Genomic DNA, 24,560 nt, shown 5'->3' with positions numbered 1-24,560 from the left:
CGCTTCGTTGCCTTCGCTGCTCTGACGGATGGGCCGGCGTTAACGGCGTTAACGCCGCGACCCCTGGAAGTGTGGGGCGGTTCGTTGCCGGGGTCGGGGCTTCAGCGGAAGCCTGTGGTGGGTGGGAGCGTCACGTGATCCGCTCGAAGCCGTGCTGATTGCCGTGCCCGTCGTCGTTCTCGCGTGCGGCGTGGCCACTGCCGTGATGCGCAGGCTCGGACAACCGGCCGTGGTCGGGGAGATCCTGGTGGGGATTCTGCTCGGTCCGTCGTTGCTGGGTTGGCTCTGGCCGGTAGGGAGCCGCTGGCTGCTGCCGGGCGAGGTCCTTCCGTACCTCGCGGTACTGGGGAACCTGGGGCTGCTGGTGTTCATGTTCCTGGTGGGCCTGGAGCTTGATCTCGGGCTGCTGCGGGGGCGCGGGCGGGCCGTGGTGGTGGTGAGTCAGGCGAGCGTGTGGATCCCGCTGGGGCTCGGGAGCCTGCTGGCGCTGGCGATGTACGGGGCCTTCGCGCCGGAGGGGGTCGGTCGAGCCGAGTTCGTGCTGTTCGTGTCCGTCGCGATGAGCGTGACCGCGTTCCCGGTGCTGGCGCGGATCCTGAAGGACCAGGGGCTGTACGGGACGCCGGTGGGGGCAGTGGCGATGGCGTGTGCGGCGGTGGCCGACGTGGTGGCGTGGTGCCTGCTCGCGTTGGTGGTGGCCATGGCGCATCCGCTGGGGGGAGGGGGCGGGTGGGGGATCGTCGGGACGGGGGTGTCGGCCGGGGTGTTCCTCGCGGGGATGTGGTGGGGGGTGCGGCCCGTGCTCGATTGGGGCGTGAAGCGGTGGGGCCCCGATTCCGCCTGCGATTCCGCCTCCGGTGCCGGTGCCGGTGCGGTGGTGGGGTTGTGCAGTGGGCTCTGCCTGGCGGCGTACGCCACGAGTGCGATGGGGGTGCACGCGCTGTTCGGGGCGTTCGTGTTCGGGGCGGTGGTGCCGAGGACTGCGGTGGTGGAGGGGGCGGCGGAGCGGATGCGGGAGTTCGCGGTGCCGGTGCTGCTGCCGCTGTTCTTCGTCGGGAGCGGGCTGAAGACGGATGTGGGGCTGTTGGGCGGTGGCACGGCGTGGTGGTGGGCGGGGGCAGTACTGGCCGTGGCGGTCGCCGGGAAGTGGGGCGGGGGAACCGGGGCCGCGCTGCTGGCGGGGCACTCGGTGCGGGACGCGGTGACGCTGGGGGCGCTGATGAACTGCCGGGGGGTGACGGAGCTGGTGGTGCTGAATGTGGGGCTCGGGCTCGGGGTGATCGGGGCGGGGCTGTTCACAGCACTGGTGCTGATGGCGTTGGTGACCACAGCGGTGACCGGGCCGGTAGTACGGGCGTTGCGGGAGCGGGAGCCCAAGGGGGCGGTCAGCCTCCGGCGTTAACGGCGTTAATGGTCCGCTGCCCCGCGTCTGCCGTCCGGCGTTAACGGTTCGCCCTTCGGTGGGCTTGGGGGGGCGCGGGCGTTAACGGCGTTAACGGTCCGTCGGGCTGGGTGCTCGGCGTTAACGGCGTTAACGGTTCGCCCTTCGGTGGGCTTGGGTGGGGGCGCGGGCGTTAACGGCGTTAACGGTGGGCGGGCCTAGCATGCGGGGCATGAGTGATCTTGGGGAGTGGGCGCAGGGGTTTCGGGTGGATGTGGCCGAGCGGGAGCTCGAGGAGCTGGCGGAGCGGTTGGATCGGGTGCGGTGGCCCGATGAGCTGCCGGGGGTGGGGCGGGCGTACGGGATGCCGCTCGGGGAAGTGCGGGAGCTCGTGCGGTACTGGCGCACCGGGTACGACTGGCGGGCGGCCGAGGCGCGGTTGAACGAGTGGCCGCAGTACACCACCGTCATCGACGGGGCTCAGGTGCACTTCGCGCACATTCGGTCGCCCGAGACGGATGCCACGCCGCTGTTGATGACCCATGGCTGGCCCGGGTCCTTCGTGGAGTTCCAGCGGGTGGCCGGGCCGCTGACCGACCCGCGGGCGCACGGCGGGGATCCCGCCGATGCCTTTCATCTGGTGCTGCCCCACATCCCGGGCTTCGGCCTGTCCGGGCCGACCCGGGAGACCGGCTGGGAGTTCAAGCGGGTCGCGCGGGCCTTCGGGGTGCTGATGGAGCGGCTCGGGTACGCGGCGTACGGGGTGCAGGGCGGGGACTGGGGAGCCGCCGTTTCACGGGAGCTCGGGAGGATCAGGCCCGGGAACGTGGTGGGGGTGCATCTGAACCTGTTGCCCGGGGGCGGGGCGACCGAGGAGCCCCGGGCCGAGGAGCTGGCCGCGCTGAGTGCGGCCGAGCGGGAGCGGACGCTGGCTTCGTGGGAGCGGTACCGGGTCTGGGCGCGGGAGCGGCAGGGGTACGCCGACATCCAGGCGACCCGGCCGCAGACCCTCGCGTACGGGTTGAACGACTCGCCGGTCGGGCTGCTCGCCTGGATCGGGGAGAAGTTCGGCGAGTGGAGTGATCCCGGGTGCCCGATCGACCGGGACCAGATGCTGACCAATGTGATGCTGTACTGGCTGACCGGGACCGCCGGGTCTGCCGCACGGATCTACTACGAGCGCGCGCATGCCGACTACTACGGTCTGCCGCCCGAGGTGTCGACGACGCCGACCGCGCTTGCCGACTTCCCGTGGGACAACTTCGTTCCGCTGCGGCACATCGCCGCGCGCACCGACTCCGTCGTGCGCTGGACCTCGTACGACCGGGGCGGGCACTTCCCCGCGATGGAGGTTCCGGAGCTGCTGGTCGGGGACATCCGGGCCTTCTTCCGGCAGCTGGGGTCCGGGATGTGAAACGGCGCGCACGGGCCGCCGTACGGCTGTGATGATCACCCGACGATCGATGAGCAGCGGACCCGGCCCGTACTGGTGGGCGACGAACGCGCCACCCTGACCAGCCTTCTGCAGTGGCAGCGGGACACCCTGATGATGAAGTGCGCGGGGCTGACGGACGAGCAGGTGCGGCGCAAGGCGGTCGCGCCGTCCGGGCTGTCCTTGCTCGGGCTGGTGCGGCACGTGGCGGAGTTCGAGCCGTGCTGGTTCCGCAACGTCCTGAACGACGAGGACGTACGGGGCTGCTTCCCGAAGAACGAGGCCGGGGAGTGGACGGAATTCCACGTCGAGGACGCGGATCCGGCCGAGGCGTTCAAGATCTGGGAGGACTCCTGCGCACGGTCCCGGGCGATCGTGGACGCCGCCGAGTCGCTGGATGTGACGGGGCACTACGGCGATGAGGCGTACTCGCTGCGCTACGTCCTGGCCCACATGATCGAGGAGTACGCCCTCCACAACGGGCATGCGGATCTGCTGCGCGAGGCGATCGACGGGGTGACCGGGGAGTAGCCGTCGTCCTCACGGGGTGTGCGGGGTGGTCACGGAGTCCAGGGCGGTGAGGGCCACCGGCCACGGGAAGTGGGTCGGGGCGTCGGGGCCGGCCGGGCCGGGGGCGAAGCCGTCCTCGCCGTAGAGGACGGTGACGCCGGCGCCGCGCAGGATGGTCAGGGACTGGTCGAACTGCGGGTGGGCGGCGAGGGCGGCATTCGTGCAGGGCATCGTGACGACGGGGGTGCCCTTGCCGATCGCCTCGGCGGCGACGCCTACGGCGAAGCGGTCGGTGAGGCCGAGGGCCCAGGAGTTGAGGGAGTTGAAGGTGGCCGGGGCGAAGAGCAGGGCGTCGGCGGGCGGCCATACGTCGGGCTCGCCGGGGAGTTTGTACTGCCAGCGCACGGGGTGGCCGGTCAGGGCGGCCAGGCCGTCGAGGCTTCCTGCGACCCAGTGCGCGGCGGTGGGGGTCAGGCCGAGACAGACGTCCCAGCCGCGGGCCTGGGCGTCTTCGATCACGTGGGCCACGTCGAAGACCGGCGGGGCGGCGGAGCAGAGCAGGTAGAGAGTCCTCGTGGGGGTCATACCGCCATGTGATCACATTGGTTGATCTCGACCATAGTTGAGGGAGCCTGATGTGCCATATGTGAGCGAACTGCTCGCTCTTGCCGAGCACATGGAGCTCGTCTCCTGGCTCAAGGCCGAGCACGGAGCGGGTCACGGCCACGCCAACGCCCTCGTCGCCCACACCCTCGGCGAGGACGCGGGGCGGGCCTGAGGGACAGGGCCTGGACGCACGCGTATGGAGCTGAGCTTTTCGGCGATGTTCCGTCTGGTGGTGCCGGGCTTGACTGGAGGCATGACACAGGCAGAGACACAGACACAGAAGAACGCGCAGCCCGCCGCCCCACCGCCCTCGTCATCGGGGGCAACGGCAAGACCGGCCGGCGCGTCGCCGAGAAGCTCCTGCTCCAGGACCGTCCGGTCCGGATCGGCTCGCGTACCGGTGCCCCCGCCTTCGACTGGAACGCCCCCGTCACCTGGGGACCGGCGCTGGAAGGCGTCGACCGGGTGTACGTGACCTACTACCCCGACCTCGCCTCTCCGGGGGCGGCCGAGCAGATCGGCGCGTTCTCGAGGGCGGCCGTGGCCGCCGGGGCGCGCCGCCTGGTCCTGCTGTCCGGCCGGGGCGAGGAGGCAGCGCGGCTCGCCGAGGAGAGCCTGAAGGCGTCCGGGGCCGACTGGACGATCGTCAGGTCGCCCGGCGGGTGGGCTACGGCTCCGCGTTCGCGCTGTCGACGGCCTTCAAACGGGTCCGCGGGGTGAGCCCGCAGGAGTTCCGTACGGGGGCCGGCCCGGCCTCCGTACCGGCGGCCGGCGGGCCCTCGCGCACGGTGGTCCTGCCAGGGGCGTGAGGGTGTCGTGAGGGCGTGGTGTGCCGGCGTCAGGCCGACAGATCAAGTACGCCGACGGTCTGGCCGCCGCTCACCTCGCCGGTGAGGCGGAAGCCGAGGCCCAGGTAGAACGGCTCGGGGGTGCCGGGGCCGGGCTCCCAGGTGACGTACGCGCGGTCGGCGCCGCGGCGCCGGAGCTCGGCGGTGACGGCCTGGACCGCGAAGCGGCCGAGTGAGGCGAGCCTTGCGATGTCCACGTCCGTTTCCCCCTGCTGATGGTCTACTCGTGCGCATGTACGGGTCATCGAATCGTCAAGGCTGCCGATCGCAGGGGCAGTAGAACCCCGTGTCGCGCGGGATTCACGGGGATGTCCCCCCGTCCGGGGAACGGAAGCCCTCCCCGGAGCGACTCTCTGAGCGGTAGCCTCCGCGGGGGCCTCATTCCGGAAATACTTTTCCGAAAACGGGCCCGCGGGCACCATGCACCTGCCGTCGCCACGCACCGCGCACTCCCTGGAGGGACACACGTGAAGGACTCGAAGGACAGGCTGGAAACACTGCGGGCCGACATCGAGCGCCGCAACCCCGCGCAGCCCGAGTTCCACCAAGCGGTACGGGAGGTCCTCGAGACCCTGGCCCCCGTCTTCGCAGCCCGCCCCGAGTACGCCGACCCGGCCGTGGCCCTGGTGGAACGGCTCACGGAGCCCGAGCGGCAGATCCTCTTCCGCGTCCCGTGGCAGGACGACCGGGGCCGGGTCCACGTCAACCGCGGCTACCGCGTCGAGTTCAACAGTGCGCTCGGCCCGTACAAGGGCGGCCTGCGCTTCCACCCGTCGGTGGACATCGGCGTGGTGAAGTTCCTCGGCTTCGAGCAGATCTTCAAGAACGCCCTGACCGGCCTCGGCATCGGCGGCGGCAAGGGCGGCAGCGACTTCGACCCGCACGGCAGGTCGGACGCCGAGGTCATGCGCTTCTGCCAGTCCTTCATGACCGAGCTGCACCGCCACATCGGCGAGCACACCGACGTGCCCGCCGGGGACATCGGTGTCGGCGGCCGCGAGATCGGCTACCTGTTCGGCCAGTACCGGCGCATCACCAACCGCTGGGAGGCCGGCGTCCTGACCGGCAAGGGCCAGGGCTGGGGCGGCTCCGCGATCCGGCCGCAGGCGACCGGCTACGGCAGCGTGCTGTTCGCCGCCGAGATGCTGAAGGTCCGGGGTGAGTCGCTGGACGGGCTGACCGCGGTGGTCTCCGGCTCCGGCAATGTCGCGCTGTACACGATCGAGAAGCTCCAGCAGCTCGGCGCGAACCCGCTGACCTGCTCGGACTCCAAGGGCTACGTCGTCGACGACAAGGGCATCGACCTCGCGCTGCTCAAGCAGATCAAGGAGGTCGAGCGCGGGCGCGTGAGCGAGTACGCGGCGCGGCGCGGGTCCTCGGCGCGGTTCGTGCCCGGCGGCCGGGTCTGGGAGGTGCCGGCGGACGTCGCGTTCCCCTCCGCCACGCAGAACGAACTGGAGGCGCAGGACGCCCGTACGCTCGTCGCGGGCGGGGTGAAGGCGGTCTCCGAGGGCGCCAACATGCCGACCACTCCCGAGGCCGTACGGATCCTGCGGGAGGCCGGGGTCGCGTTCGGGCCCGGGAAGGCCGCCAATGCGGGCGGAGTCGCGGTCAGCGCCCTCGAGATGAGCCAGAACGCCGGCCGGGTGGCCTGGAGCGCACAGCGGGTCGAGGACGAGCTCGCCGGCATCATGCGCTCGATCCACGCGGTCGCATACGAGACGGCCGAGCGGTACGGGGCTCCGGGCGACTACGTCACCGGCGCGAACATCGCCGGCTTCGAGCGGGTCGCGGACGCGATGCTGGCGCAGGGCGTTGTCTGAGCGGTCGTAGGGGCCGGTCGTCCGGCCGGGCCGTGAGCCCGGCCGGGGGCGCTGCGGATGCACGGCAGGTGCGGCGCCGCTGCGCGAGCGGCCCCGGGCTTCGACCCTGCCTCGAGCGCCGACGGGCCGGTGGTGCCCGGTGGGAGGGGCCCGGGCCGTAGCCTGGGGCCGACCAGGCCGAAGGAACACCGAGGGGGACGTGACCGTGCTGACCGCTTTGGACGGGGTGTACGGCGACCGGAAGGACGCGATCGTCGTCGCGGGGCGGACCGCCTCGTACGAGGAACTGCTGGGCGCGGCGCGCGCGGTGGCCGCAGACGTGGCCGGGGCGAAGGCCTTCGCGGTGACCGCGACGGCCTCCCTGGAGACCGTCGCCGCCGTGGTCGGGGGGCTGCTGGCCGGGGTGCCCTTCGTACCGCTGCCGCCCGACGCGGGGCCCGCCGAGCGAGAGCACATCCTGCGGGACTCCGGGGCGGAGGTCGTGGAGGTGGACTTCGCCCGGCGCTCGTCCGGCTCCTCTGCCTCGTCGGGGGCGGGAGCGGGGGCCGGGGCGGGGCCCGAGGACCCGGCGCTGGTGCTGTACACCTCCGGGACCACGGGCGCGCCCAAGGGCGTGGTGCTGACCGGCGCGGCGCTGGCCGCCGACCTGGACGCGCTCGCCGAAGCCTGGCAATGGAGCGCCGAGGACACCCTCGTGCACGGGCTGCCGCTGTTCCACGTGCACGGGCTCGTGCTCGGAGTGCTCGGGGCCCTGCGCACCGGCAGCCGCCTCGTGCACACTGGGCGGCCGACACCCGAGGCTTATGCGGCGGCGGGCGGGAGCCTGTACTTCGGGGTGCCGACCGTGTGGTCCCGTATGGCCGGGGCTCCGCAGGCCGCGGCCGCGCTGTCCGGGGCCCGGCTGCTGGTCTCGGGCAGCGCCGCGCTGCCCGCGCCCGTCTTCCGGGACCTGGAGCGGCTGACCGGGCTGCGGCCCGTGGAGCGGTACGGGATGACGGAGACGCTGATCACCGTCAGCGGCCGCGCGGGCGGCGAGGTCCGCCCCGGTACGGTCGGCACCCCGCTGCCGGGGATCCGTACCCGGATCGCGGCCGAGCCGGGCGCCGAGATCGGTGAACTCCAGCTGACCGGGCCCACGTTGTTCGCCGGTTACCTGGGCCGTCCGGAGGCCACGGCGGCTGCGTACACCGAGGACGGGTGGTTCCGTACGGGCGACATCGCGGCCGTCGACGCGGAGGACGGGGTCCACCGGATCGTGGGGCGGGCCTCCATCGACATGATCAAGTCGGGCGGTTACCGGATCGGCGCCGGGGAGATCGAGAACGCGCTGCTGGACCACCCCAACGTCAGCGAGGCGGCGGTGGTGGGGGTCCCGGACGCGGACCTGGGGCAGCGGATCGTGGCTTTCGTGGTCGCGGAGGGGGTGACGGGCGCCGAGCTCTCGGACTTCGTCGCAGCGCACTTGTCCGTCCACAAGCGGCCGCGCGAGGTCCGCTTCGTGCCGGCGGTGCCGCGCAACGCGATGGGCAAGCCGCAGAAGAAGCTGTTGCTGACGGGGGAGTTCGGCCCGCAGGCGGGCTGAGGATCGGAGGCGGGGCGCTGGGGCCGGGGCCTGCGGGCTCGGGGCCCTGGGGCCGCCTTGCGGGCTTCCCGGACCAGGTGGCGGGCGAGGAGCTCCAGGGCCTCGGTCACCTCCGGGAAGATGGGCGCGACCACCTACGCGGTGCCCGCCGTCGTGGTGCTCATCGCCTGGATCGTCCTGGACGAGGTACCCGGCCCGCCGACCCTGCTGGGCGGGGCCATCTGCCTGGCCGGCGTCGCCGTTTCCCGCAGGCGAAGGCGCCCGGTGCCGGCCGGGGACTGACGCGTTGCCCGAAGTTGCTTGCTTCCCGCTAGAACCCCGGCCCAGGGGGGCTTGAACGGCCCGGAGTGGGCGGGCGAGGGGGCAGCGACTGAACGGGAGCGACTGAACAATCGCTGGGTAGCTGGGAGCGGTTGGGAAAACGTGCAGGTCAGAGGCCTGGAATGCAGAGGACAGCGACTGAAGCGACTCAAGGTTCAGGTATATGGAGACATTCGCGTGCGTGCGCGTGTGTGCGCGTGTGCGTCATATATAGGGGTCTTGAGTCGCTTCAGTCGCTGTTTCTCCTTGCACAGGCCTGTGACCTGGTGTTCTGTGAGCTACTCGGCGAGCGACTGAAAGAGATTCGGTAGCTGTCCGGTCAGTCGCTCGGTCGCTGGGGCTCCTTGTGGACGCGTACATCTGTTCTGGCTCATACGCCTCTCGTTCCCCAGCGATTTCGCTAATCTGTTTTGGGCGTTGAGTCGCTTCAGTCGCTGATGGGGGAAGTGAATGGCAGCTGAGCTGCGGGTTTCGCGCAGCGACCCATGGCAGTTCACCAGAGCTGCACCGGTCGCATCGCAGCCTCTGACGACTGCCAGGTGGTGTGCGCGCCAGGGGTGGCCGGTTCACCCCCTCGCCCCGGGTCGCAAGACGCCGGTGGGCAACTGCGACGCGTGCCGCGTCCCGGGACACGACCGGGGGGTCTGCGACTGCCTCCGGGCGGGCCGCTGGTGCCACGGATTCCATGCAGCCACGCTCGACTTCGAAAAGATCGAGCAGTGGTGGGGTGCCCGCCCCGACCTCGGGGTCGGCGTCGCCACGGGCCCCGCAGGCCTGGTCGTCATCGACATCGACGCGCACCCGCGCGAACTCCCCGACCGGGAACGCCTGCTGCCCGGTGTCGGGATCTCCGACGCGGTCGACCTGACCGGGCTGGCCAACGGCTTCCACACCCTGGGCGTGCTGGCGGCCCTGCGTGGCGCGGCCAGCCCGGCGGACGACGAGTCGACCCTGCGCGTGCGCACGCCCTCCGGGGGCCTGCACGTGTGGTACCGCAACGTCGGCGGCCACCGGTGGCAGTGCTCCGCGGGATCGGGCGGCAGCCGGGCCCTGGCCTGGCAGGTCGACGTACGGGCGCACGGCGGGTACATCGTGGCACCGGGGACCGTGACCCCCGCGGGTGTCTACCGGCCCGTGGGGGCCCCGCGGGTGCCCGCGCCGCTGCCGGCCTGGCTCGCCCGGGAACTGGAGCGGACCGGACACCTGCCCGTCGCACCGGTGCCCGGGCCCAGGCCGGTGCCGCCCCGGGGCCGGCAGGCCGTCATCGCCGCGGGCGGGGGGCGCGGGGGCCGGGCCCGGGTCCTGGCAGGGGTTCTCGCCGAAGTCGCCGCATGCGCCGCCATACCCGAAGGGGCCGCGTTCTCGGAGAAGTTGAACCGGGCCGCCTACACCGCGGGCGGACTGGTCGCCGCGGGGCACATGAGCGAGGCCGAGGCCCTGTGGGCCCTTGAGGACGCGGCCGGACAGGCCCGTCCCGGGCAGGAGCGCCGCTGCCGTGCCATCATCCGCGGCGGGCTCAGTGCGGGTCTGGCGCGCCCGCTGGCCCTCGGGGGTCACGCGTGAGCGTGGACAACGAGAGTGTGCTGTCTTCCTTCGACGTCCAGGCCGTCGCCGCGCAGATCCTCGCGCAGCCCGTTCCGGCGCCCCGGCAGAGCGGCGAATCCACCGTGCAGGACGGGGTGGCCGCCGCGGTTTCGGACGGCGAGGCGACGGCGGACGGACTGCTGCCCGACACGCTCACGGACCGGGGCAACGCCAAGCTCTTCGTGAAGCTGTACCGCAACGACTACCGGCACGTCCCCGGGATCGGCTGGTTCCGCTGGGACGGCACCCGCTGGCAGATCGACGAGGACGACGCCGTGATGTGGTCCGCGGGCGACCTGGCGGAGTCCATCGCCACCACCGACCCCCGCGGCGTCTACACCCCGGTCGCGCTGCAGCAGCACCGCCGCCGCACGCTCAGCACCAGCGGGATCAACGCGATGCTGACGCAGGCGAAGTCCGCCCCGGGCATGGTGCTCAACGCGGCGCGGCTGGACGCCGATCCGTACGCGCTGTGCACGCCTGCGGGCGTCGTGGACCTGCGGACCGGGCACATCCGTCCTGCCGAGCCCACGAAGGACTTCCACTCGCGCTCCACGTCGGCGGCGCCGCAGCCGATGGCCACGCCCCGCTGGAACAGCTTCCTGACCGATACCTTCGGCGCGGGGCCGGAGGGCGCGGAGATGATCGACTTCTTGCAGCTGCTGCTCGGCTACTCCGTCACCGGGGACGTCGGAGCCCAGGTCATGCCGTTCCTGTTCGGGTCCGGCAAGAACGGCAAGTCCGTGCTGCTGGACGTCCTGATGAAGCTGCTCGGGGACTACGCGGACGCGGCGCCCCCCGGGTTCCTGATGTCACGGCCGTACGAAGGGCACCCGACCGACCTCGCGGAGCTGCACGGCCGACGTGTGATCGTGTGCAGTGAGGTCAAACCGGGCGACCGCTTCGACGAGGCGCGCGTCAAACTGCTCACCGGCGGCGACCGCATCAAGGCGCGCAGGATGCGCCAGGACTTCTTCAGCTTCGAGCCGACGCACAAGATGTGGCTGCTGGGCAACCACCGGCCCGAGGTGGGCACCGGCGGGTTCGCGTTCTGGCGGCGTATGCGGCTGATCCCGTTCGAGCGGGTCGTCTCCGACGACCGCAAGATCGACAACCTGGCGGGCATCCTCGTCACCCAGGAGGGTCCTGGCATCCTCAACTGGCTCATCGAGGGCGCCCGTCGCTACCTCGGCGGCGACAAGGACCTCACGGGCCCCGAGCGGGTCCGCATCGCGACCACGGCGTACGCGGAGACCGAGGACCACACCGGGCGCTTCATCGGCGAGACCTGCCGCCTCGAGGCCGAGCTGCGGGCGGAGCAAGCACAGCTCTACGCTGCCTACAGAGGCTGGTGCCAGAATGAGGGGGCCCCGGCGATCTCTTCCCGGGCCTTCGCGGCACGCGTCCGCGAGGTGGTGGGACTGGCCTCGCCGAAGGAAATGATCCTGTCCAACCAGCGCAAGTACTACCCGGGCATCGGCCTGCTCGCGGACGAGGAGACAGCATGAGCGCCCTCATCGCAGAGGACGAGATAGTCCACGAAGTGGACCTCGTCTGGCTCGAGGACATCAGCCGGCTCGACTACGTCCGCCAGAGCCTGGACCGGCTGCCGACCCGGCGCGGCAGGCCCGCGTACCACCGTGACGGCCGGATGGTCGGCTACGCCCTGCTGGGGCCGAAGGCCAAGCCGTCGCGCTCCTCCGGCACGTTCCGGCGGCGGGTGTTCTGGCTGCTTCCGCACGACCGGGACACTGCCCCCGACGGGCTGTACGCGACGGGGGCGCCGGCCGAGGCCGTGGACGCCCGGACCCTGGCGCCGGGCGTCAAGGGTTGCAAGACCGAACGCTCGGAGGGCGGCCCGATGTCCTCGGCGATGCGCGAGCTCCTGCCCTGACTCCCGCCAGGGCGTCCCCTTTCTCCCCGGACCCTCCCCCGAGCGGCCGAACGACGGATCCGGCGTGCGTGGAGACGAGATCGATTTCGGGACGCCCCGGCCGTGGCAAGAAACAGGACGGCCGGTATATTTTTGATGCCAGTACGGGCATAGACCAAGGGGAGGGCACCGCTGTGCAGGGGGAACGTCGGATACAGGCGCAGGTGGCGGTGGTCGGCGGCGGGCCCGTCGGGATGCTTGTGGCCGCAGAGTTGGCGGCGTACGGAGTCGACACCGTCGTCCTCGAATTCAGGGCCGACGTGTCCGAGCGCCCCAAGGCGACCACGCTGCACGCCCGGGCGGTGCAGTGCCTGGCCCGGCGCGGGCACCTGCCGGCGCCGGCGGCCCCGTACACCCGTGCCGCGGCCGCCAGCCCCTTCCACTTCGCCGGCATGCCCGGCCTTTTCATCACGGCTCCCGAGAACGAGCCGGAGCCGATCCTCAAATGCCCGCAGGCGCAGCTCGAGCGCCTCTTCGAGGGGCGGGCCCGTGCCGCGGGCGCACGGATCCTGCGCGAGCACCGGGTGACCGGGGTGTCCCAGGAGCGGGACGGGGTGCGGATCACGGCCGAGGGGCCGGCCGGGCCGGCCGTCTGCACCGCCCGGTACGTGGTGGGGGCCGACGGGGCCCGCAGTACGGTCCGCGAACAGGCGGGCATCGACTCCGACACCCATCCGGCGACGGTCTCGGCCCTGATGGGGGCGGTCACGCTCGCCGACCCGGACGCACTGGCGCAGGGCTGGCACCGTACGCCCCGCGGCTGGATCGTGGTCAAGCGCGACCCGGAGGGCAGGACGCACATCCGCACGCTCAACTGCACCGGGGCGCACGCCGACCGGCACCTGCCGCCCACCCTGGACGAGCTGCGCCGGGAGGTGTCCTGGATCGCCGGACGCGAGATCGCGATGGAAGAGCCGCGCTGGCTCAGCAGGTTCAGCGACTTCACCCGGCTGGCCAGGACCTTCCGTGCGGGACGGGTCTTCCTTGTGGGGGACGCGGCGCACGTGCACTTCCCGATCGGCGGTCAGGGCCTGAGCACCGGGGTGCTGGACGCCCTCAACCTGGGCTGGAAGCTGGCGCTCGCCGTGCGCGGGGAGGCGGGTCCGGACCTGCTCGGCACCTACGATCCGGAGCGCCGCCCGGTCGCCCGGCGGGTCATCGACAACACGCGGGCCCAGCTCGCGCTGATGCGGCCGGGGCCCGAGGCCGACGCCTTGCGCGGGGTGTTCACCGGGCTGCTGGCGACGGACCGGGCCCACGGGCACCTCAGCGGCATCATCAGTGCCCAGGACACGGTGCTCCCGGAGCACGCGGGGCGGGCCGCCCCCGGTGCAGGAAGGTTCCTGCACAACGTCGCGCTCGCCACCGCGACCGGCGAGACCGATGTGATCGGGCTCCTGCAGGACGGCCGGCCGCTGCTGCTGCTCTTCGGCGAGAAGGGCAGCGGCTACCGCGACGAAGCGCGGGGCCGGGAGGGGATCCTGCGCGTGGTGCGCACCCGGCCCACCCCCGACGTGCCGTACGAGGCACTGCTGGTGCGGCCCGACGGCTACATCGCGTGGGCACCGGGCGGTGACGACCTGGCCGTCGCGCTGTCGGTGTACTTCGCCGAGGGGGCCCGTGCGGGGCGCCCGTGACGGAGCCGGGGCCGGGTGCGACTGCGACCGGCTGCTCAGGCGCTGGCGCCCGCGTTCTCCAGCTCGTCCGCCGCCTTGAGGGCCTCGGCGTAGACCGTGGCTCCCCGGGTCTCGGCGAGGTCGAGCGAGGCCAGGACGGAGGGCACGGTGATGCTGGGCAGCAGGTGGCGCATCAGTGCGGATGCTCTGACGGCCAGGTCGCGGTAGTCGCAGACGGCCTGGGACATCGACTGGACGCCGGCGAACGAGCCCACGATGATGTCGGAGGTCTCGGCCGGTACGACGTGCGGCAGCAGCTCGCCCTGTTCCTGGGCCTTCTGGAGCGATGCGGTGACGACCTCGGCCCAGCGCACGAACGGGCCACTGCGGTCGAGGCCCTGCGCAAGCTGGTCCATGGTCAGCCGTACGCCGGCGCGCACCATGCGATCCGTCTGCAGGCGGTAGGCGTGCAGCATCACCATGTCCAGGATCTCCTGCACCTTGGAGGTGCGGTCGGGGACCATGATCCGCTGATCCTGTTCGGCGAGTACGCCTTGCGCCAGGTCTTCCTTCGACTGGAAGTGGAAGTACAGCGCTCCCTTGGTCACCCCGGCCTCGGTGAGGATCTGGGAGATCGTGGCCGCCTGGTACCCGGAGTCCTCGAAGATCTTGGCCGCCGCAGAAAGGATCGCCTGCCGTGTGCGGATGGCCCGGACTTGCTCAGCCACTCTGGCTCCTCCCTGCTTTGATGGTTGGGGTGTCAGTAAAAAAACCGCTCAGTTCGTATCTTACAGCGGGTAACCATCTTCGGCCGATAGGGGCGGAGGAAATAGTCAGGTCAGGGAGGAAACATGCTTCTTGTCACCGGCGCCACGGGGACGGTCGGGCGGGAGGTGGTCCGGCGGCTCCCCGCCGAGCTGCCGGTGCGCGTCATGGCCAGGGACCCGGAACGCGTCACGGGCGCGTCCGCGACGGCCGAGCTCGTCCGCGGCGACTACCGGGATCCGGCGTCGCTCGTACGAGCCCTGCGCGGGGTGGGCACCGCCTTCCTGGTGACCAGCCGCGTCGGGGGGGACGACGATGCGGGCTTCGTCCACGCCGCGCGGTCGGCCGGCGTACGGCGCGTGGTGAAGCTCTCCGCCGCGGCCGTCGAGGACTCCGGGGCGGATGACCTGATCACCCGGTGGCAGCGCGGGAACGAGGAGCTGCTGCGCCGCTCCGGGATGGAATGGACGCTGCTGCGTCCGCGCGCGTTCATGTCCAATGCCCTGTCCTGGGCGGCGTCCGTCCGCTCGGACCACGTGGTGCGGGCCCTGTGCGGGGCGTCGGGCAACGCCTGCATTGATCCGCGTGACATCGCGGACGTGGCGGTGCACGCCCTCACGGGGGGAGGGCATGCGGGCCGGGCCTACACCCTGACCGGGCCCGAGGCGATCACTGCGGCCGAGCAGACCGCCCAGCTCTCCGAGCTGCTGGGCCGTCCGCTGCGCTTCGAGGAACTGGGTCCCGAGCAGGCACGTACCGCACTGGGCGAGCGCTATCCGCGCGACCTCGTGGAGGCGCTCCTGGCCGGCGCGGAGCGGCAGCGCGCCGGAGCGAAGGCCCGGGTGGACCCGACGGTCCCCGCGCTGCTCGGCCGGCCTGCCCGTTGTTTCCGCGGGTGGGCGAGGGATCACCTGAGCGCTTTCGTGTCAACGTGATGCCGACGTCCCGTCAGAGGTCGCACGACCCTGCGGTCACGACGGAGCTGAAGACGCGACGGCCGTTCTGATGGCCGGTCACCCGGATGGCCTCCCGTCCTTCGGGGACCACCCCTTTGGGGAGTTCGTGCGTCTCGATGACGCAGGGAACGTCCAGTTCGGTGTACCGCTCGAAGGTGCTGTCCAGGCTGAGAGGAAGGAAGGAGCAGCGTCCCAGCACGGCGGAAGTGGCCTGCCGGGCGGCCTCGAGCAGCACCATGCCGGGTATGTGGTCGACAGGGTGGTCGAAGAGCACGGGGTGGCGGGTGTCCGCTCGCAGATACCAGCGGTCCGGCCTGTCGGTGGGGGACAGGACGACGTCCATGGGCGACAGGCGTCCGACGCTCTGCGGGGCCGCCGGGGCGGTGAGCGGCAGCTGCCGCCGTTCGCCGCTCAGGGCGCGGTCGCCGCGCAGCCGTCGGTAGACGGTAGGCGAGATGCACGTGTAGGAGGCAGCCGCCGTCGCGGCCAGTCGACCGTCGCGGCGGATCACGGCCTCGTAGCGCAGGCTCGCCAGCTGGTTGCCACGCCGTCTGACGTCGGTGCAGGTGACAGCGATGTCGACCGAGGCGGGCGCCCAGTCCATCTCGAGCTGCTGAGGCTCCACCGCGATGCTGAGGTTCCTGAGCAGGAACTGGTGCCCGAACGGGACGCCGAACTCGGCATGGCCCAGCAGGGCGCCGACCTGGCGGAACGTCTCGACGGCTATGAGCGGGTCGTGATGGCTGCCGTGGACCGGGGTGTAGAAGCCGTGACTGCGAGGCCACTGCGCCGTCACCGTGAAGTGGGTGTCGTCCAGGCGCTCCCAGCCGGTCAGCATGACCTCGGCGACGGCGGCGCGGTGCACCAACTCCTTGGGAACGGTCGTGGTCCAGGTGGTGGGGTGGAGGACGCCGGGTCTGTTCGTGGAAGTCCAGCCGTCCCGTCCCGTCGCATCTCCGTTGAACGGCGTTCGTTCAACGTGAAACGTGCTCGCAGACATTGCTCCCCCTGGGCTCCGTTGGCGAGTAGGGCGTGATGTGCCTCTGGCCGGGAAAGATACATACCAACCGGTTTAATTTCTAGCGGTAGCTGAGCCTCCGTTACCGCCAGCCGCGGAGGACGCCCTTCCGATTGAGGCGTTTTCCCTGGTCGGGGCCATTCACACAGCCTCCGGTCCACTCCGGCCGCGGCTACTGCGGCAGTTTCCGCTTCCGGGCGAGTCGAGCGCGGCGCCAGTGATTCTCGAGTGGTGTGGCTGAACGTGGTCGAGTGTGCCCGAACGTCACCGGTGACTTGGTCCCGTTTTCGGTCATTGCGCCGAATGTGGCGAGTCGGTGGCCAAAAACCGCGCAAGCGGTTTGTTAAGGTGGGTATGCGGAGCGAGGTCGCCTCTTGTGGGAGAGGCCTGTCGCGACTGTGCGGGGTGGCGCCCGGGGGCGCCGTCAGGAAGCAGCTCCCGCGCGAAGCTCCGCATCAAGCAGGCGCCGCCTGCCCTTGGCAGACGTGGCAACCCCTCGCAGTGACGGAGCAGTCGATGGTCAAACAGGAGCGCGCGGCACGCACGCGTGAAAGCCTGATCCGGTCCGCAGCCGAGATCTTCGACCGGGAGGGCTTCGCGGTGGCCTCGCTCACCGTGATCAGTTCGCTGGCCGGGGTGAGCAACGGGGCGCTCCACTTCCACTTCTCGAGCAAGGCCGCACTGGCGGACGCCGTCCAGGAAGAGGCCCTCACCCGGCTGCTGGCCGTCACCGACGCCGTGCCCCCGCTCGGCACGAGCCGTGTGCAGCTTCTCGTCGACGTGACCCACGGGCTCGCCGCGGCGCTGCGCACCGATGCGGTGCTGCGGGCCGGCTTCGAGCTGTGCGGGGAGGCGTCCCGCGCCTCGCAGTTCGATCTGCGCGAGCGCTGGCAGAGGTGGGTCGAGGAGACGCTGAAGCAGGCTGACGCCGAGGGCGAGTTGCGCCCGGAGGTGGCGGCCCAGGACGTGGTGACCGCCGTGGTCGCCGCGACCGTGGGCTTCGAGGTGCTCGGCGCCCGGGACGCGGTGTGGCTCTCGGCGTCCACGGTCACCCGGTTCTGGCGCCTCCTGTTGCCGCTGCTCGTACGGGCTTCCCTCGTTGCGGAGCTCGAGGCCGAGGGCACCCGCGTGCCGTAGGGGACGCGGGTGACTGCGCCCCGGTGCCCCGGCCCTTCCCGTGTCCGCGCGGAGAGCCGGGGCGTTTGTGTGCCGGCCCCGGCCGCCAACGGAGACTGTGCGGTCTGTTTCTGCCGCCTCGGTCCGTTCTGGAGGGGATACGGAGCGGAGTCGAAGGGGCCTCCATGGCCCTCGCTGAAGATAAAGTCCCAGGTCAGAGCGATTTGCGGAGGGTTATTAGGTGGGCTAAGAAATAAAAACAGCACGGTCGGTTTCGTATTGACAAACCGCCGGTCCTGTTTTTTACTGAGTCACGGCTCATCCACGGACAGGGGAGTACGCGTGGACATCGAAGTACTGGGCACACTGGCCGTTCGGGAACAGGGAGTTTCCGTAACGCCGACAGCCCCCAAGCCGCGACAGGTGCTGGCGCTGCTGGCGCTCCATGCCGACCAGGTCGTCCCGGTGTCGGCTTTGATCGAAGAGCTGTGGGCGGGTGCACCGCCGCGCAGCGCACGTACCACGCTGCAGACCTACGTGCTGCAGCTGCGGGCCCTCATTGCGAGCGCACTGGAGCAGGGCGCGGCCGCCGGAGAAGGCGGCGAAGGTGCCGAGGGCGCTGCGGAGCGGCGCACCGCCAAGGACGTGCTCGTCACGCTGCCCGGCGGCTATCTGCTCAACAGCGGCGGCGGCACCAGCGACGTCCGCGAGTTCGACCGGCTCGCCGGCATGGGCTACCGGGCCATGGACGCGGGTGACTTCCCGGGCGCGGCCCGGCTGCTGCGCGAGGCGCTGTCCCTGTGGTCCGGACCGGCCTTCGCGGACGTGCACGGCGGCATCCAGCTGGACATGGAGACCCAGCGGCTGGAGGAGACCCGGCTGTGCGCGCTCGACCAGCGCATCGAGGCCGATCTGCGGATCGGGCGGCACCGCGAGCTGCTCGCCGAACTGACCGTGCTGGCCAGCCGGTACCGAACCCACGAGAACCTGCACGGCCAGTTCATGCTGGCCCTGCACCGCTCCGGCCGCCGGGGCGAGGCCCTCGACGTCTACCAGCGGCTGCGCGCCACCCTGGTGCGCGAACTCGGGCTCGAACCCTCGGCCGCCCTGCGCCGGCTGCAGCGCTCGATCCTGATGGCCAGCCCCGAGAGTCCGGTGGCGGCGGAGACGACCAGTGAGCGACTCGTACGCGTGGGCTGAGATGGCCGTACGCGATACCAGGAGCGCAGCCGCAATCGGCTTGCCGGGGCGGACGCGCACCCGGACCGGGGGCCGAGGAGGCAAAGCGATGCAAGAGAGGTCGGAGCGGACCCGCAGGAAGCTCGTGCACGCGGGGGCCGAGATGTTCCACCGTAACGGCTATGCGAACGCGACGCTCGGAGAGATCGCCGCGTTCGCCGGAGTGACCAAGGGGGCGCTGTACTTCCACTTCGCCTCCAAAGACCAACTGGCGGAAGCGGTCCAGCTGCGAGGCTGTGAGCTGCTGCACGAGTCGGTGCGCGAACGGCGCGCATCCGGACTCTCGCCGCTCCAGACCCTGGTCGATACGACGCACTGGCTCGCGCTCAACCTGCGCGAGGAGCCGGCGATCCCGGCCAGCTTCCGGATCACCAAGGAGTGCGTGGGGCTTCCCGCGCTCGGCACCGACTTCCACCGGATCTGGCTCGCGGAGGTCTGCGGGCTGCTGCGCCAGGCCCGGGACGCGGGGGAACTCCGCGCCGAGGTCCGCTGGGAGAGCATCGAATCGCTGGTCGCCGCGGCGGCCTGCGGCATCGAGGCGCTGGCCGCCACGGGCATGCCGTGCGCCGAGCTGCAGCGCCGGGTCGCGGGGCTGTGGTCGCTGCTGCTGCCGAGCCTGGTGCCCGAGGGCGCGGAGAAGGGCTTCCGGGTCGAGATGCCGGGGACCGGTCCCGCGCCCCGCCTCGTGGGCGACGCCTTGGACGACCCCGCGGACGGCCGGTCCCGGCCGGTGTTCTCGGGCAGCACCGCGTGACCGTGTGCCACCGACGGCTTGGAGGAGCCTGCGATGACGAATGAATATCCTGCGGACGTACTCACGGACCTCATCGGGGTGCTCGGCGACGTCCTGCGGGTCAAGCCGGAGAAGATCGACCCCGAGCAGACCTTCCAGTCCATGGGTCTCGACTCCCTGCTGGTCGTGGAGTTCGTGGCCGTCGTCAACACCCGGTACGGGCTGCGGGTGCTGGCGACCGACCTGTACGACTTCCCGACGCCGGCGTCCTTCGCGCGGGAGGTCGCGCGGGAGGTCGCGCGGGCGGCGAGCAGCGCGGCCGCCGCACCCGTCTCCGCACCCGTCTCCGCGCCCGTCTCCGCACCGGCGCCGGCCGCCGCCGCCACCGTCCCCGCGTCGGCCGCGGGCCTCGAGCCGCAGGTGCCGGCGGCCGCTGCGGCGACCCGGATCGCGGAGGTGCTGCGGGAACGGCTCGCCGGGATCCTGTGCTGCGACCCCTGGGACATCAACACCACCGCCGCGTTCAACGTGCTGGGGGTGGACTCCATCGTGGGCGCGGAGTTCATCGCGGCCGTCAACCGCACCTTCGGTCTCCAGGAGCGGTCGGTGCTGCTCTACGAGCACCCCAACCTCGCCTCCATGGCCGCCTACATCGCGACGCGCACGGGGGCGGCCGCGCAGGACCTCGCCTCTGCTCCGGCGGGCGTCGGGAGCTTCGCTCCCCAGGCGCCCGAGGCGGCGTTCCGCTTTGCCGCCGGGCCGGCCCCCGCTCCCGCCCCCGCAACCGCCGCTGCCCCTGCCCCTGCCGCACGGCCGCTCCCGGGCGGCGATCTCGACGTCCTGCTGGACGCGATCCGCGACGACCGGCTCACCGTGGACGAGGCACTCGTGCTGCTCGCCCGGCGCGGCTGAAGCTGTTTCCACCCTGAGAAGGAGCGCGTCCAGATGGACGAGAAGGAAGTCCTGACCCGGTTCAAGAACGGCCATCTGGACCGGGCCCAGGTGGCCGCGCTGCTGACCGGCGCCGCCGGTGCCGCCGGCACCGCCACCGGTTCGGGACCCGTTGTCTTCCGACTGCCGGACGCCTGGCCGGAGCGGGACGCCGACGATCCGTCCCCCGCCGCAGCACACCCGGCTCCCGGCCGCAGCGCGGATTCCGCGCCCGGTGAGCCTGCCACTGCTGCGCCCGCCCGGCCGGGCGCCGAGCCGATCGCGGTCGTCGGGATGGCCGGCCGCTACCCGGGTGCGCCCGACCTCGCCTCGTTCTGGCGGCAGGCGCGCAGCGGGCATGACAGCGCCTCCGCGCCGCCGTCCGGCCGGACCGGCGACGAGCGGGGCCACTACCTGGAGCGCGTACAGGACTTCGACCCCGAGTTCTTCGGGATCGACGCGCACGAGGCCGCCCTGATCGACCCCCAGGAGCGGCTGTTCCTGGAGACCGCCTGGGAGGCCCTCGAGGACGCCGGCTGCACCGGCGGCCGCCTGGACGCCCTGACCGCCGGTGACGGGACGCCGCGCAGCGTCGGGGTGTTCACCGGAGCCGGGCCCGGCGACTACGTGCTGCTCGCGGCCCGGACGTGGCGGCGCGAGCGGCCCTCACCGATGCCGCGGGGCGGCCAGTGGAGCCTGCCCAACCGGCTCTCGGCCCTGCTCGGCCTCACCGGCCCCAGCCAGTCGGTCGACACCGCGGAGTCCTCCGTCCTCGTCGCGCTCCACCTCGCCGTCGCGGCCCTGCACCGCGGCGAATGCGCCGCCGCGCTCGTCGGAGGGGTCCGGCTGCTGCTGCACCCCTCCAGCCGGCGCCCCGGCGCGGGGGAAGGCGTCGGCGCGTTGCTGCTCAAGCCCCTGGGACGGGCCCTGGCCGATGGAGACAGCGTCCACTGCGTGGTCCGCGGCAGCGCGGTCGGCCACACCGCACCCGACCCCACGGCGGCCGGGCCCGGCCGCAGGTCCCGGGCCGTCGGCGGGCGTACGGAGGCCGCCGCGCGAGCCGCCAGGTCCCTGCGCGAGTCCTGCGCCGCAGCCGGTACGCAGCCCGCCGGCCCGGCCCGGCCGGACCCGGCGGACGCCCCGGCACCACGGGTGCTGCGCGAGGCCCTGCGCGCGGCCGGGGTGGACGCTTCGGCCGTTGCCGTCCGCGAGGACGCCGGATCCGTACGCGCGCTCGTCGGCGACGCGGGCCCCGCGACCGGAGCCGCGGCCCTGACCCGGGCCGCCCTCCAACTGCGCCACCGGGTCCTGGCGCCCGGGCCCGGGCGCGCCGAGGCGCAGCCCTGGGAGATCGGGGAGAGCGGGGCGAACGCGCCCCGCCGGATCTGCGTCGGCGTGCGCGGCTCCGGCGGCGCGGACGCGCACGTGGTCCTGGAGGAGTACCTGCCCGACGCCACCGCGCAGGCCCCGGACCGGGCAGCCGCGGCCGGTGAGCTGTTCGTGCTGTCCGCCCCCACACCCGCCCATCTGGCCGCCACCGCACGGCGGTTCGCCGAGCTGCTCGGCGGGCCCGGCCCGGTGCCCCCGCTCGAGGATCTCGCCCGCGCCCTGCGCACCGGCCGGGCCGCAATGGACTGCCGGTTCGCGGCCGTCGTCGGTGACACCGGCGAACTGGTGCGGGCCCTGGAGCAGTTCGTACGGGACGGTGCTCCCTGCGCCGATCTGCGGGACGGCGGCGCCGACCCGCTGGGACTGGGCGGCGTACCGGAGACGGACGGGTACCTCGCGGCGCTCTGGCAGGCCGGGCACCTGCACCAGCTCCGCGGCCTGTGGCTGTCCGGACTGGACGTCGACTGGACCGCGCTGGAGCCGGCCCACGGGGCGGCCACCGTGGCCGTGCCGCTGCCCGCATCCGCGTTCCTGCGCATTCCGCTGTGGCTGGGCGGCGAGGAGGGGTCGGCATGACCACGCTGTCTTTCGACGCGGCGGGGCCGGGGGAGCACGAGCCGGACCCGGTCAACCTGTGGTTCTGCCCCAACGAGGAACTCGCGCCCGGGATCGCCGCGACCTTGGCCTCGCACTGGCTGGACGAGAACGAGCAGGAGGTGGCCGGCCGCTTCCTCTTCGAACGCGACCGCCGCCAGTACCTGGTCGCCCACGCGCTGGTGCGCCGGGTCCTGGCGCTGGAGACCGGCATCCCCGAGGCCGAGGCGATCATCTGGCGCTCCTCGCGCGGGCGGCCGTTCCTCCAGACGCCCGCCGGAGGCCTGCCGCGGGGCGCCGACACGCTGGACTTCAACCTCTCGCACGCCAGGGCGTACAACCTGCTGGGCGTCTCCCGGGGCCTGCGCATCGGAGTCGACGTCGAGCGGCTCGACCGCGGTGAGCGCGGACTGGAGAGCATCATCGCGACGTTCTCCCCCGAGGAGCAGGGCTGGATCGCCAGTGCCGCCCCCGGGCGGCCGCGCGACCGGCGCGTCCTGCGCCTGTGGACGCTGAAGGAGGCGTACTCCAAGGCCCGCGGGCTGGGACTCGGCCTGCCCTTCGACTCCTTCGCGTTCACCCTGGCCGAGGACCGGGGCGTTCTCTCCTTCCGGCCTCCCGCCGACGACTTGGCGGCGCGCTGGCGGTTCCTGGAGGTCGAGCCGGTGCCCGAGGTGCTGGCGGCGGTGGCGGTCGAGGTCGATGACGCGCGGCCGCCGGCGGTCCATCTGCACCACGGATTCCCGTGGGGGCGCGCCGCGCCGCGCCGCCTGGTCCTGCCGGAGCCCGCCGGAGTCTGACGGCCCTGCCCCTGGGCGGCCGCCCATCGGTCGCCGGTCTTTCAAGTCCGGCCCGAACTCGAGCGGGCGCAGCCGCCGAAATCCCGTCCGGGTGACCCTGTCGGACGATGGTGAAAACAGGCTGATTGGATAACCGCTCGACAATCGATCGAGAATGCAGAAGAAATAGGCATGGGTCCGGTTGCCGGGCACGGCCGAAATCCGGAAATCAGCGGGAAATCGACGGGAAATCGACCGGAACGACGGCGCGGACCCGGAGAATTCAGTTCCTGCATCGTCAAGGGGCCCGGCCGCGGGCCCGCCGTGAACAGAAAGAGGTCTCCCGTGCACGCCACGACCGCCATGGGGCCGGCCGGCGCCGTCGTCACCGAGGTCGCCGAGGGAGTCCACGCGTACGTCCAGCCCGAAGGCGGCTGGTGCCTGAACAACGCGGGCATCCTCACCGACGGCGGCCACAGCGCGCTCGTCGACACCGCCGCCACCGAGAGCCGGGCCCGGCAGCTACGCCGGGCCGCACTGAGCCTGGCGCCGCGGCCACCGCGCGCCGTCGTCAACACGCACTTCCACGGCGACCACACCTACGGCAACTTCGTCTTCCCCGAGGCCCTGACCATCGGCCACGAGCGGACCCGCGCCATGGTCCAGGCGGCAGGGCTGCACATGGCGGGGCTGTGGCCGGACGTCTGCTGGGGCGACATCGAGATCACCCCGCCCGAACTGACGTTCCGCGACCGCACGACGCTCCACGTGGGCGCCATCCGGGCCGAGCTCGTCCACATCGGCCCGGCGGCCCACACCACGGACGACACGATCGTCTGGCTGCCCGACCAGGGTGTGCTGTTCACCGGCGACCTCGTGATGAACGGGGTGACGCCGTTCTGCGTCATGGGCTCCGTGGCGGGCTCCCTGCGGGCGCTGGACCAACTGCGCGCCCTGGGCGCCACCACGGTCGTCCCCGGCCACGGGCCGGTCGGCGGACCTGAGCTCCTCGACGCCAACGAGGCCTATCTGCGCTGGGTCCAGCGCCTGGCCAAGGAAGGCGCCGCGGCAGGCGCGACCCCGCTCGAGCTGGCCCGTGCCACCGACCTCGGCCCGTACGCCGACCTGCTGGACACCGAGCGCCTGCTGCCCAACCTCCACCGCGGATACGCCGAGGAACAAGGCCTGCCCGAGGGATCGCCACTGGACGTCGGAGCCCTCTTCCGGGAGATGGCCGTGTACCACGGCCGCCCCTCGCAATGCCTCGCCTGAGCCTGAGCCGACGCGCGAGAAGACCCCCTGCCGCAGACGGCCGGTTCTACTGATCCCCGCAACACCCTGGAGTTCAGGGAGTTGCGGGGATCATGGGTTTTGAGGTGCTGAAGGCGAGGTTCTTCGAGGCGCT

Annotated in this window: 20 protein-coding genes and 5 pseudogenes; 21 read left to right on the top strand and 4 right to left on the bottom strand. The window is 72.1% G+C overall.

Going from position 1 to position 24,560, the window contains the following annotated elements; genetic code table 11:
- Positions 1–151 precede the first annotated feature (151 nt).
- The 3 genes from AB0I68_RS34905 (at position 152) to AB0I68_RS34895 (ending at position 3,344) form a co-directional block, all read left to right on the top strand.
- On the top strand, positions 152–1,402 hold the full coding sequence (locus AB0I68_RS34905) for a cation:proton antiporter (protein ID WP_363181419.1): 1,251 nt from the start codon (positions 152–154) through the stop codon (positions 1,400–1,402).
- Between the two features lie 211 nt (positions 1,403–1,613).
- Positions 1,614–2,795, top strand: a complete 1,182-nt coding sequence (locus AB0I68_RS34900; RefSeq protein WP_363181418.1) for an epoxide hydrolase family protein — start codon at positions 1,614–1,616, stop codon at positions 2,793–2,795.
- Positions 2,796–2,870: 75 nt separating this feature from the next.
- Entirely contained in the window at positions 2,871–3,344 is a 474-nt protein-coding gene (locus AB0I68_RS34895) for a DinB family protein (RefSeq protein WP_363181417.1), read from the top strand.
- Between the two features lie 9 nt (positions 3,345–3,353).
- On the opposite strand, the gene AB0I68_RS34890 is transcribed toward AB0I68_RS34895, so the two are convergent.
- Positions 3,354–3,908, bottom strand: coding sequence for a flavoprotein (locus tag AB0I68_RS34890; RefSeq protein ID WP_363181416.1), 555 nt, complete (start codon positions 3,906–3,908; stop codon positions 3,354–3,356).
- Between the two features lie 79 nt (positions 3,909–3,987).
- On the opposite strand from AB0I68_RS34890, the pseudogene AB0I68_RS34885 reads away from it, so the two are divergent.
- From AB0I68_RS34885 to AB0I68_RS34875, 3 pseudogenes are all read left to right on the top strand, one after another.
- Positions 3,988–4,101, top strand: a pseudogene (locus tag AB0I68_RS34885) (DUF4287 domain-containing protein); the annotation flags it as partial.
- A 143-nt stretch (positions 4,102–4,244) separates the two neighbouring features.
- Positions 4,245–4,583 (top strand): annotated as a pseudogene (locus AB0I68_RS34880) (NAD(P)H-binding protein); the annotation flags it as partial.
- A pseudogene (locus tag AB0I68_RS34875) lies at positions 4,580–4,738 on the top strand (AraC family transcriptional regulator); the annotation flags it as partial. The pseudogenes AB0I68_RS34880 and AB0I68_RS34875, both read left to right, overlap by 4 nt.
- Positions 4,739–4,767: 29 nt before the next feature.
- Here AB0I68_RS34875 and AB0I68_RS34870 read toward each other — a convergent pair.
- Positions 4,768–4,947 (bottom strand): annotated as a pseudogene (locus AB0I68_RS34870) (GNAT family N-acetyltransferase); the annotation flags it as partial.
- 297 nt (positions 4,948–5,244) lie between these two features.
- Here AB0I68_RS34870 and gdhA point away from each other — a divergent pair.
- From gdhA to AB0I68_RS34835, 7 genes and pseudogenes are all read left to right on the top strand, one after another.
- Positions 5,245–6,600, top strand: coding sequence for an NADP-specific glutamate dehydrogenase (gene gdhA / locus AB0I68_RS34865; protein ID WP_363181415.1), 1,356 nt, complete (start codon positions 5,245–5,247; stop codon positions 6,598–6,600).
- Positions 6,601–6,805: 205 nt separating this feature from the next.
- Positions 6,806–8,182, top strand: coding sequence for an AMP-binding protein (locus AB0I68_RS34860; protein WP_363181444.1), 1,377 nt, complete (start codon positions 6,806–6,808; stop codon positions 8,180–8,182).
- A gap of 108 nt (positions 8,183–8,290) precedes the next feature.
- Positions 8,291–8,464: pseudogene (locus tag AB0I68_RS34855) on the top strand (EamA family transporter); the annotation flags it as partial.
- A 489-nt stretch (positions 8,465–8,953) separates the two neighbouring features.
- Complete coding sequence (locus AB0I68_RS34850; RefSeq protein ID WP_363181414.1) at positions 8,954–10,066, top strand: bifunctional DNA primase/polymerase; 1,113 nt, start codon at positions 8,954–8,956, stop codon at positions 10,064–10,066.
- Complete coding sequence (locus AB0I68_RS34845) at positions 10,063–11,595, top strand: phage/plasmid primase, P4 family (protein WP_363181413.1); 1,533 nt, start codon at positions 10,063–10,065, stop codon at positions 11,593–11,595. The genes AB0I68_RS34850 and AB0I68_RS34845 overlap by 4 nt, the downstream gene beginning before the upstream one ends.
- A complete protein-coding gene (locus AB0I68_RS34840) occupies positions 11,592–11,981 on the top strand; it encodes a DUF6009 family protein (protein WP_363181412.1) in 390 nt (129 codons plus the stop codon). The genes AB0I68_RS34845 and AB0I68_RS34840 overlap by 4 nt, the downstream gene beginning before the upstream one ends.
- A gap of 173 nt (positions 11,982–12,154) precedes the next feature.
- A complete protein-coding gene (locus tag AB0I68_RS34835; RefSeq protein ID WP_363181411.1) occupies positions 12,155–13,657 on the top strand; it encodes an FAD-dependent monooxygenase in 1,503 nt (500 codons plus the stop codon).
- A 35-nt stretch (positions 13,658–13,692) separates the two neighbouring features.
- Here the strand turns inward: AB0I68_RS34835 and AB0I68_RS34830 are convergent, their stop codons facing one another.
- Positions 13,693–14,364 carry a ScbR family autoregulator-binding transcription factor gene (locus AB0I68_RS34830; RefSeq protein ID WP_363181410.1) on the bottom strand — a complete coding sequence of 224 codons (672 nt, stop codon included), beginning with the start codon at positions 14,362–14,364 and terminating at the stop codon, positions 13,693–13,695.
- Between the two features lie 123 nt (positions 14,365–14,487).
- Here AB0I68_RS34830 and AB0I68_RS34825 point away from each other — a divergent pair, with 123 nt between their 5' ends.
- Positions 14,488–15,336: an SDR family oxidoreductase gene (locus tag AB0I68_RS34825; protein WP_363181409.1), complete on the top strand. Its 849-nt coding sequence runs from the start codon at positions 14,488–14,490 to the stop codon at positions 15,334–15,336.
- A 13-nt stretch (positions 15,337–15,349) separates the two neighbouring features.
- On the opposite strand, the gene AB0I68_RS34820 is transcribed toward AB0I68_RS34825, so the two are convergent.
- Positions 15,350–16,357: a ScbA/BarX family gamma-butyrolactone biosynthesis protein gene (locus AB0I68_RS34820; RefSeq protein ID WP_363181408.1), complete on the bottom strand. Its 1,008-nt coding sequence runs from the start codon at positions 16,355–16,357 to the stop codon at positions 15,350–15,352.
- Positions 16,358–16,876: 519 nt separating this feature from the next.
- On the opposite strand from AB0I68_RS34820, the gene AB0I68_RS34815 reads away from it, so the two are divergent.
- The 7 genes from AB0I68_RS34815 to AB0I68_RS34785 all read left to right on the top strand — a co-directional run bounded on the left by AB0I68_RS34815 (position 16,877) and on the right by AB0I68_RS34785 (position 24,427).
- Complete coding sequence (locus AB0I68_RS34815) at positions 16,877–17,512, top strand: ScbR family autoregulator-binding transcription factor (protein ID WP_363181407.1); 636 nt, start codon at positions 16,877–16,879, stop codon at positions 17,510–17,512.
- A 321-nt stretch (positions 17,513–17,833) separates the two neighbouring features.
- A complete protein-coding gene (locus AB0I68_RS34810; RefSeq protein WP_363181406.1) occupies positions 17,834–18,691 on the top strand; it encodes an AfsR/SARP family transcriptional regulator in 858 nt (285 codons plus the stop codon).
- Positions 18,692–18,779: 88 nt separating this feature from the next.
- Entirely contained in the window at positions 18,780–19,484 is a 705-nt protein-coding gene (locus AB0I68_RS34805; protein WP_363181405.1) for a ScbR family autoregulator-binding transcription factor, read from the top strand.
- A 33-nt stretch (positions 19,485–19,517) separates the two neighbouring features.
- A complete protein-coding gene (locus AB0I68_RS34800) occupies positions 19,518–20,375 on the top strand; it encodes an acyl carrier protein (RefSeq protein WP_363181404.1) in 858 nt (285 codons plus the stop codon).
- Between the two features lie 33 nt (positions 20,376–20,408).
- Positions 20,409–22,358 carry a polyketide synthase gene (locus AB0I68_RS34795; protein ID WP_363181403.1) on the top strand — a complete coding sequence of 650 codons (1,950 nt, stop codon included), beginning with the start codon at positions 20,409–20,411 and terminating at the stop codon, positions 22,356–22,358.
- Positions 22,355–23,176: a 4'-phosphopantetheinyl transferase superfamily protein gene (locus AB0I68_RS34790; protein ID WP_363181402.1), complete on the top strand. Its 822-nt coding sequence runs from the start codon at positions 22,355–22,357 to the stop codon at positions 23,174–23,176. The genes AB0I68_RS34795 and AB0I68_RS34790 overlap by 4 nt, the downstream gene beginning before the upstream one ends.
- A gap of 324 nt (positions 23,177–23,500) precedes the next feature.
- On the top strand, positions 23,501–24,427 hold the full coding sequence (locus tag AB0I68_RS34785) for an MBL fold metallo-hydrolase (RefSeq protein WP_363181401.1): 927 nt from the start codon (positions 23,501–23,503) through the stop codon (positions 24,425–24,427).
- Positions 24,428–24,560: the final 133 nt, after the last annotated feature.

Source organism: Streptomyces sp. NPDC050448 (genome assembly GCF_040655295.1).
In the GTDB taxonomy this organism is placed as follows: Bacteria; Actinomycetota; Actinomycetes; order Streptomycetales; family Streptomycetaceae; genus Streptomyces.
The sequence above is the reverse complement of the archived record's forward strand: the minus strand, read 5'-3'. Positions and strand labels throughout refer to the sequence as shown.

Bases quoted from the DNA above. Each gene is read 5' to 3' on its own strand.
- AB0I68_RS34790 (WP_363181402.1), top strand. From the start codon at position 22,355: ATGACCACGCTGTCTTTCGACGCGGCGGGGCCGGGGGAGCACGAGCCG.
- AB0I68_RS34890 (WP_363181416.1), bottom strand. From the start codon at position 3,908: ATGACCCCCACGAGGACTCTCTACCTGCTCTGCTCCGCCGCCCCGCCG.
- AB0I68_RS34820 (WP_363181408.1), bottom strand. From the start codon at position 16,357: ATGTCTGCGAGCACGTTTCACGTTGAACGAACGCCGTTCAACGGAGAT.
- AB0I68_RS34795 (WP_363181403.1), top strand. From the start codon at position 20,409: ATGGACGAGAAGGAAGTCCTGACCCGGTTCAAGAACGGCCATCTGGAC.
- AB0I68_RS34800 (WP_363181404.1), top strand. From the start codon at position 19,518: ATGACGAATGAATATCCTGCGGACGTACTCACGGACCTCATCGGGGTG.
- AB0I68_RS34840 (WP_363181412.1), top strand. From the start codon at position 11,592: ATGAGCGCCCTCATCGCAGAGGACGAGATAGTCCACGAAGTGGACCTC.
- AB0I68_RS34805 (WP_363181405.1), top strand. From the start codon at position 18,780: ATGCAAGAGAGGTCGGAGCGGACCCGCAGGAAGCTCGTGCACGCGGGG.
- AB0I68_RS34900 (WP_363181418.1), top strand. From the start codon at position 1,614: ATGAGTGATCTTGGGGAGTGGGCGCAGGGGTTTCGGGTGGATGTGGCC.
- AB0I68_RS34850 (WP_363181414.1), top strand. From the start codon at position 8,954: ATGGCAGCTGAGCTGCGGGTTTCGCGCAGCGACCCATGGCAGTTCACC.
- AB0I68_RS34825 (WP_363181409.1), top strand. From the start codon at position 14,488: ATGCTTCTTGTCACCGGCGCCACGGGGACGGTCGGGCGGGAGGTGGTC.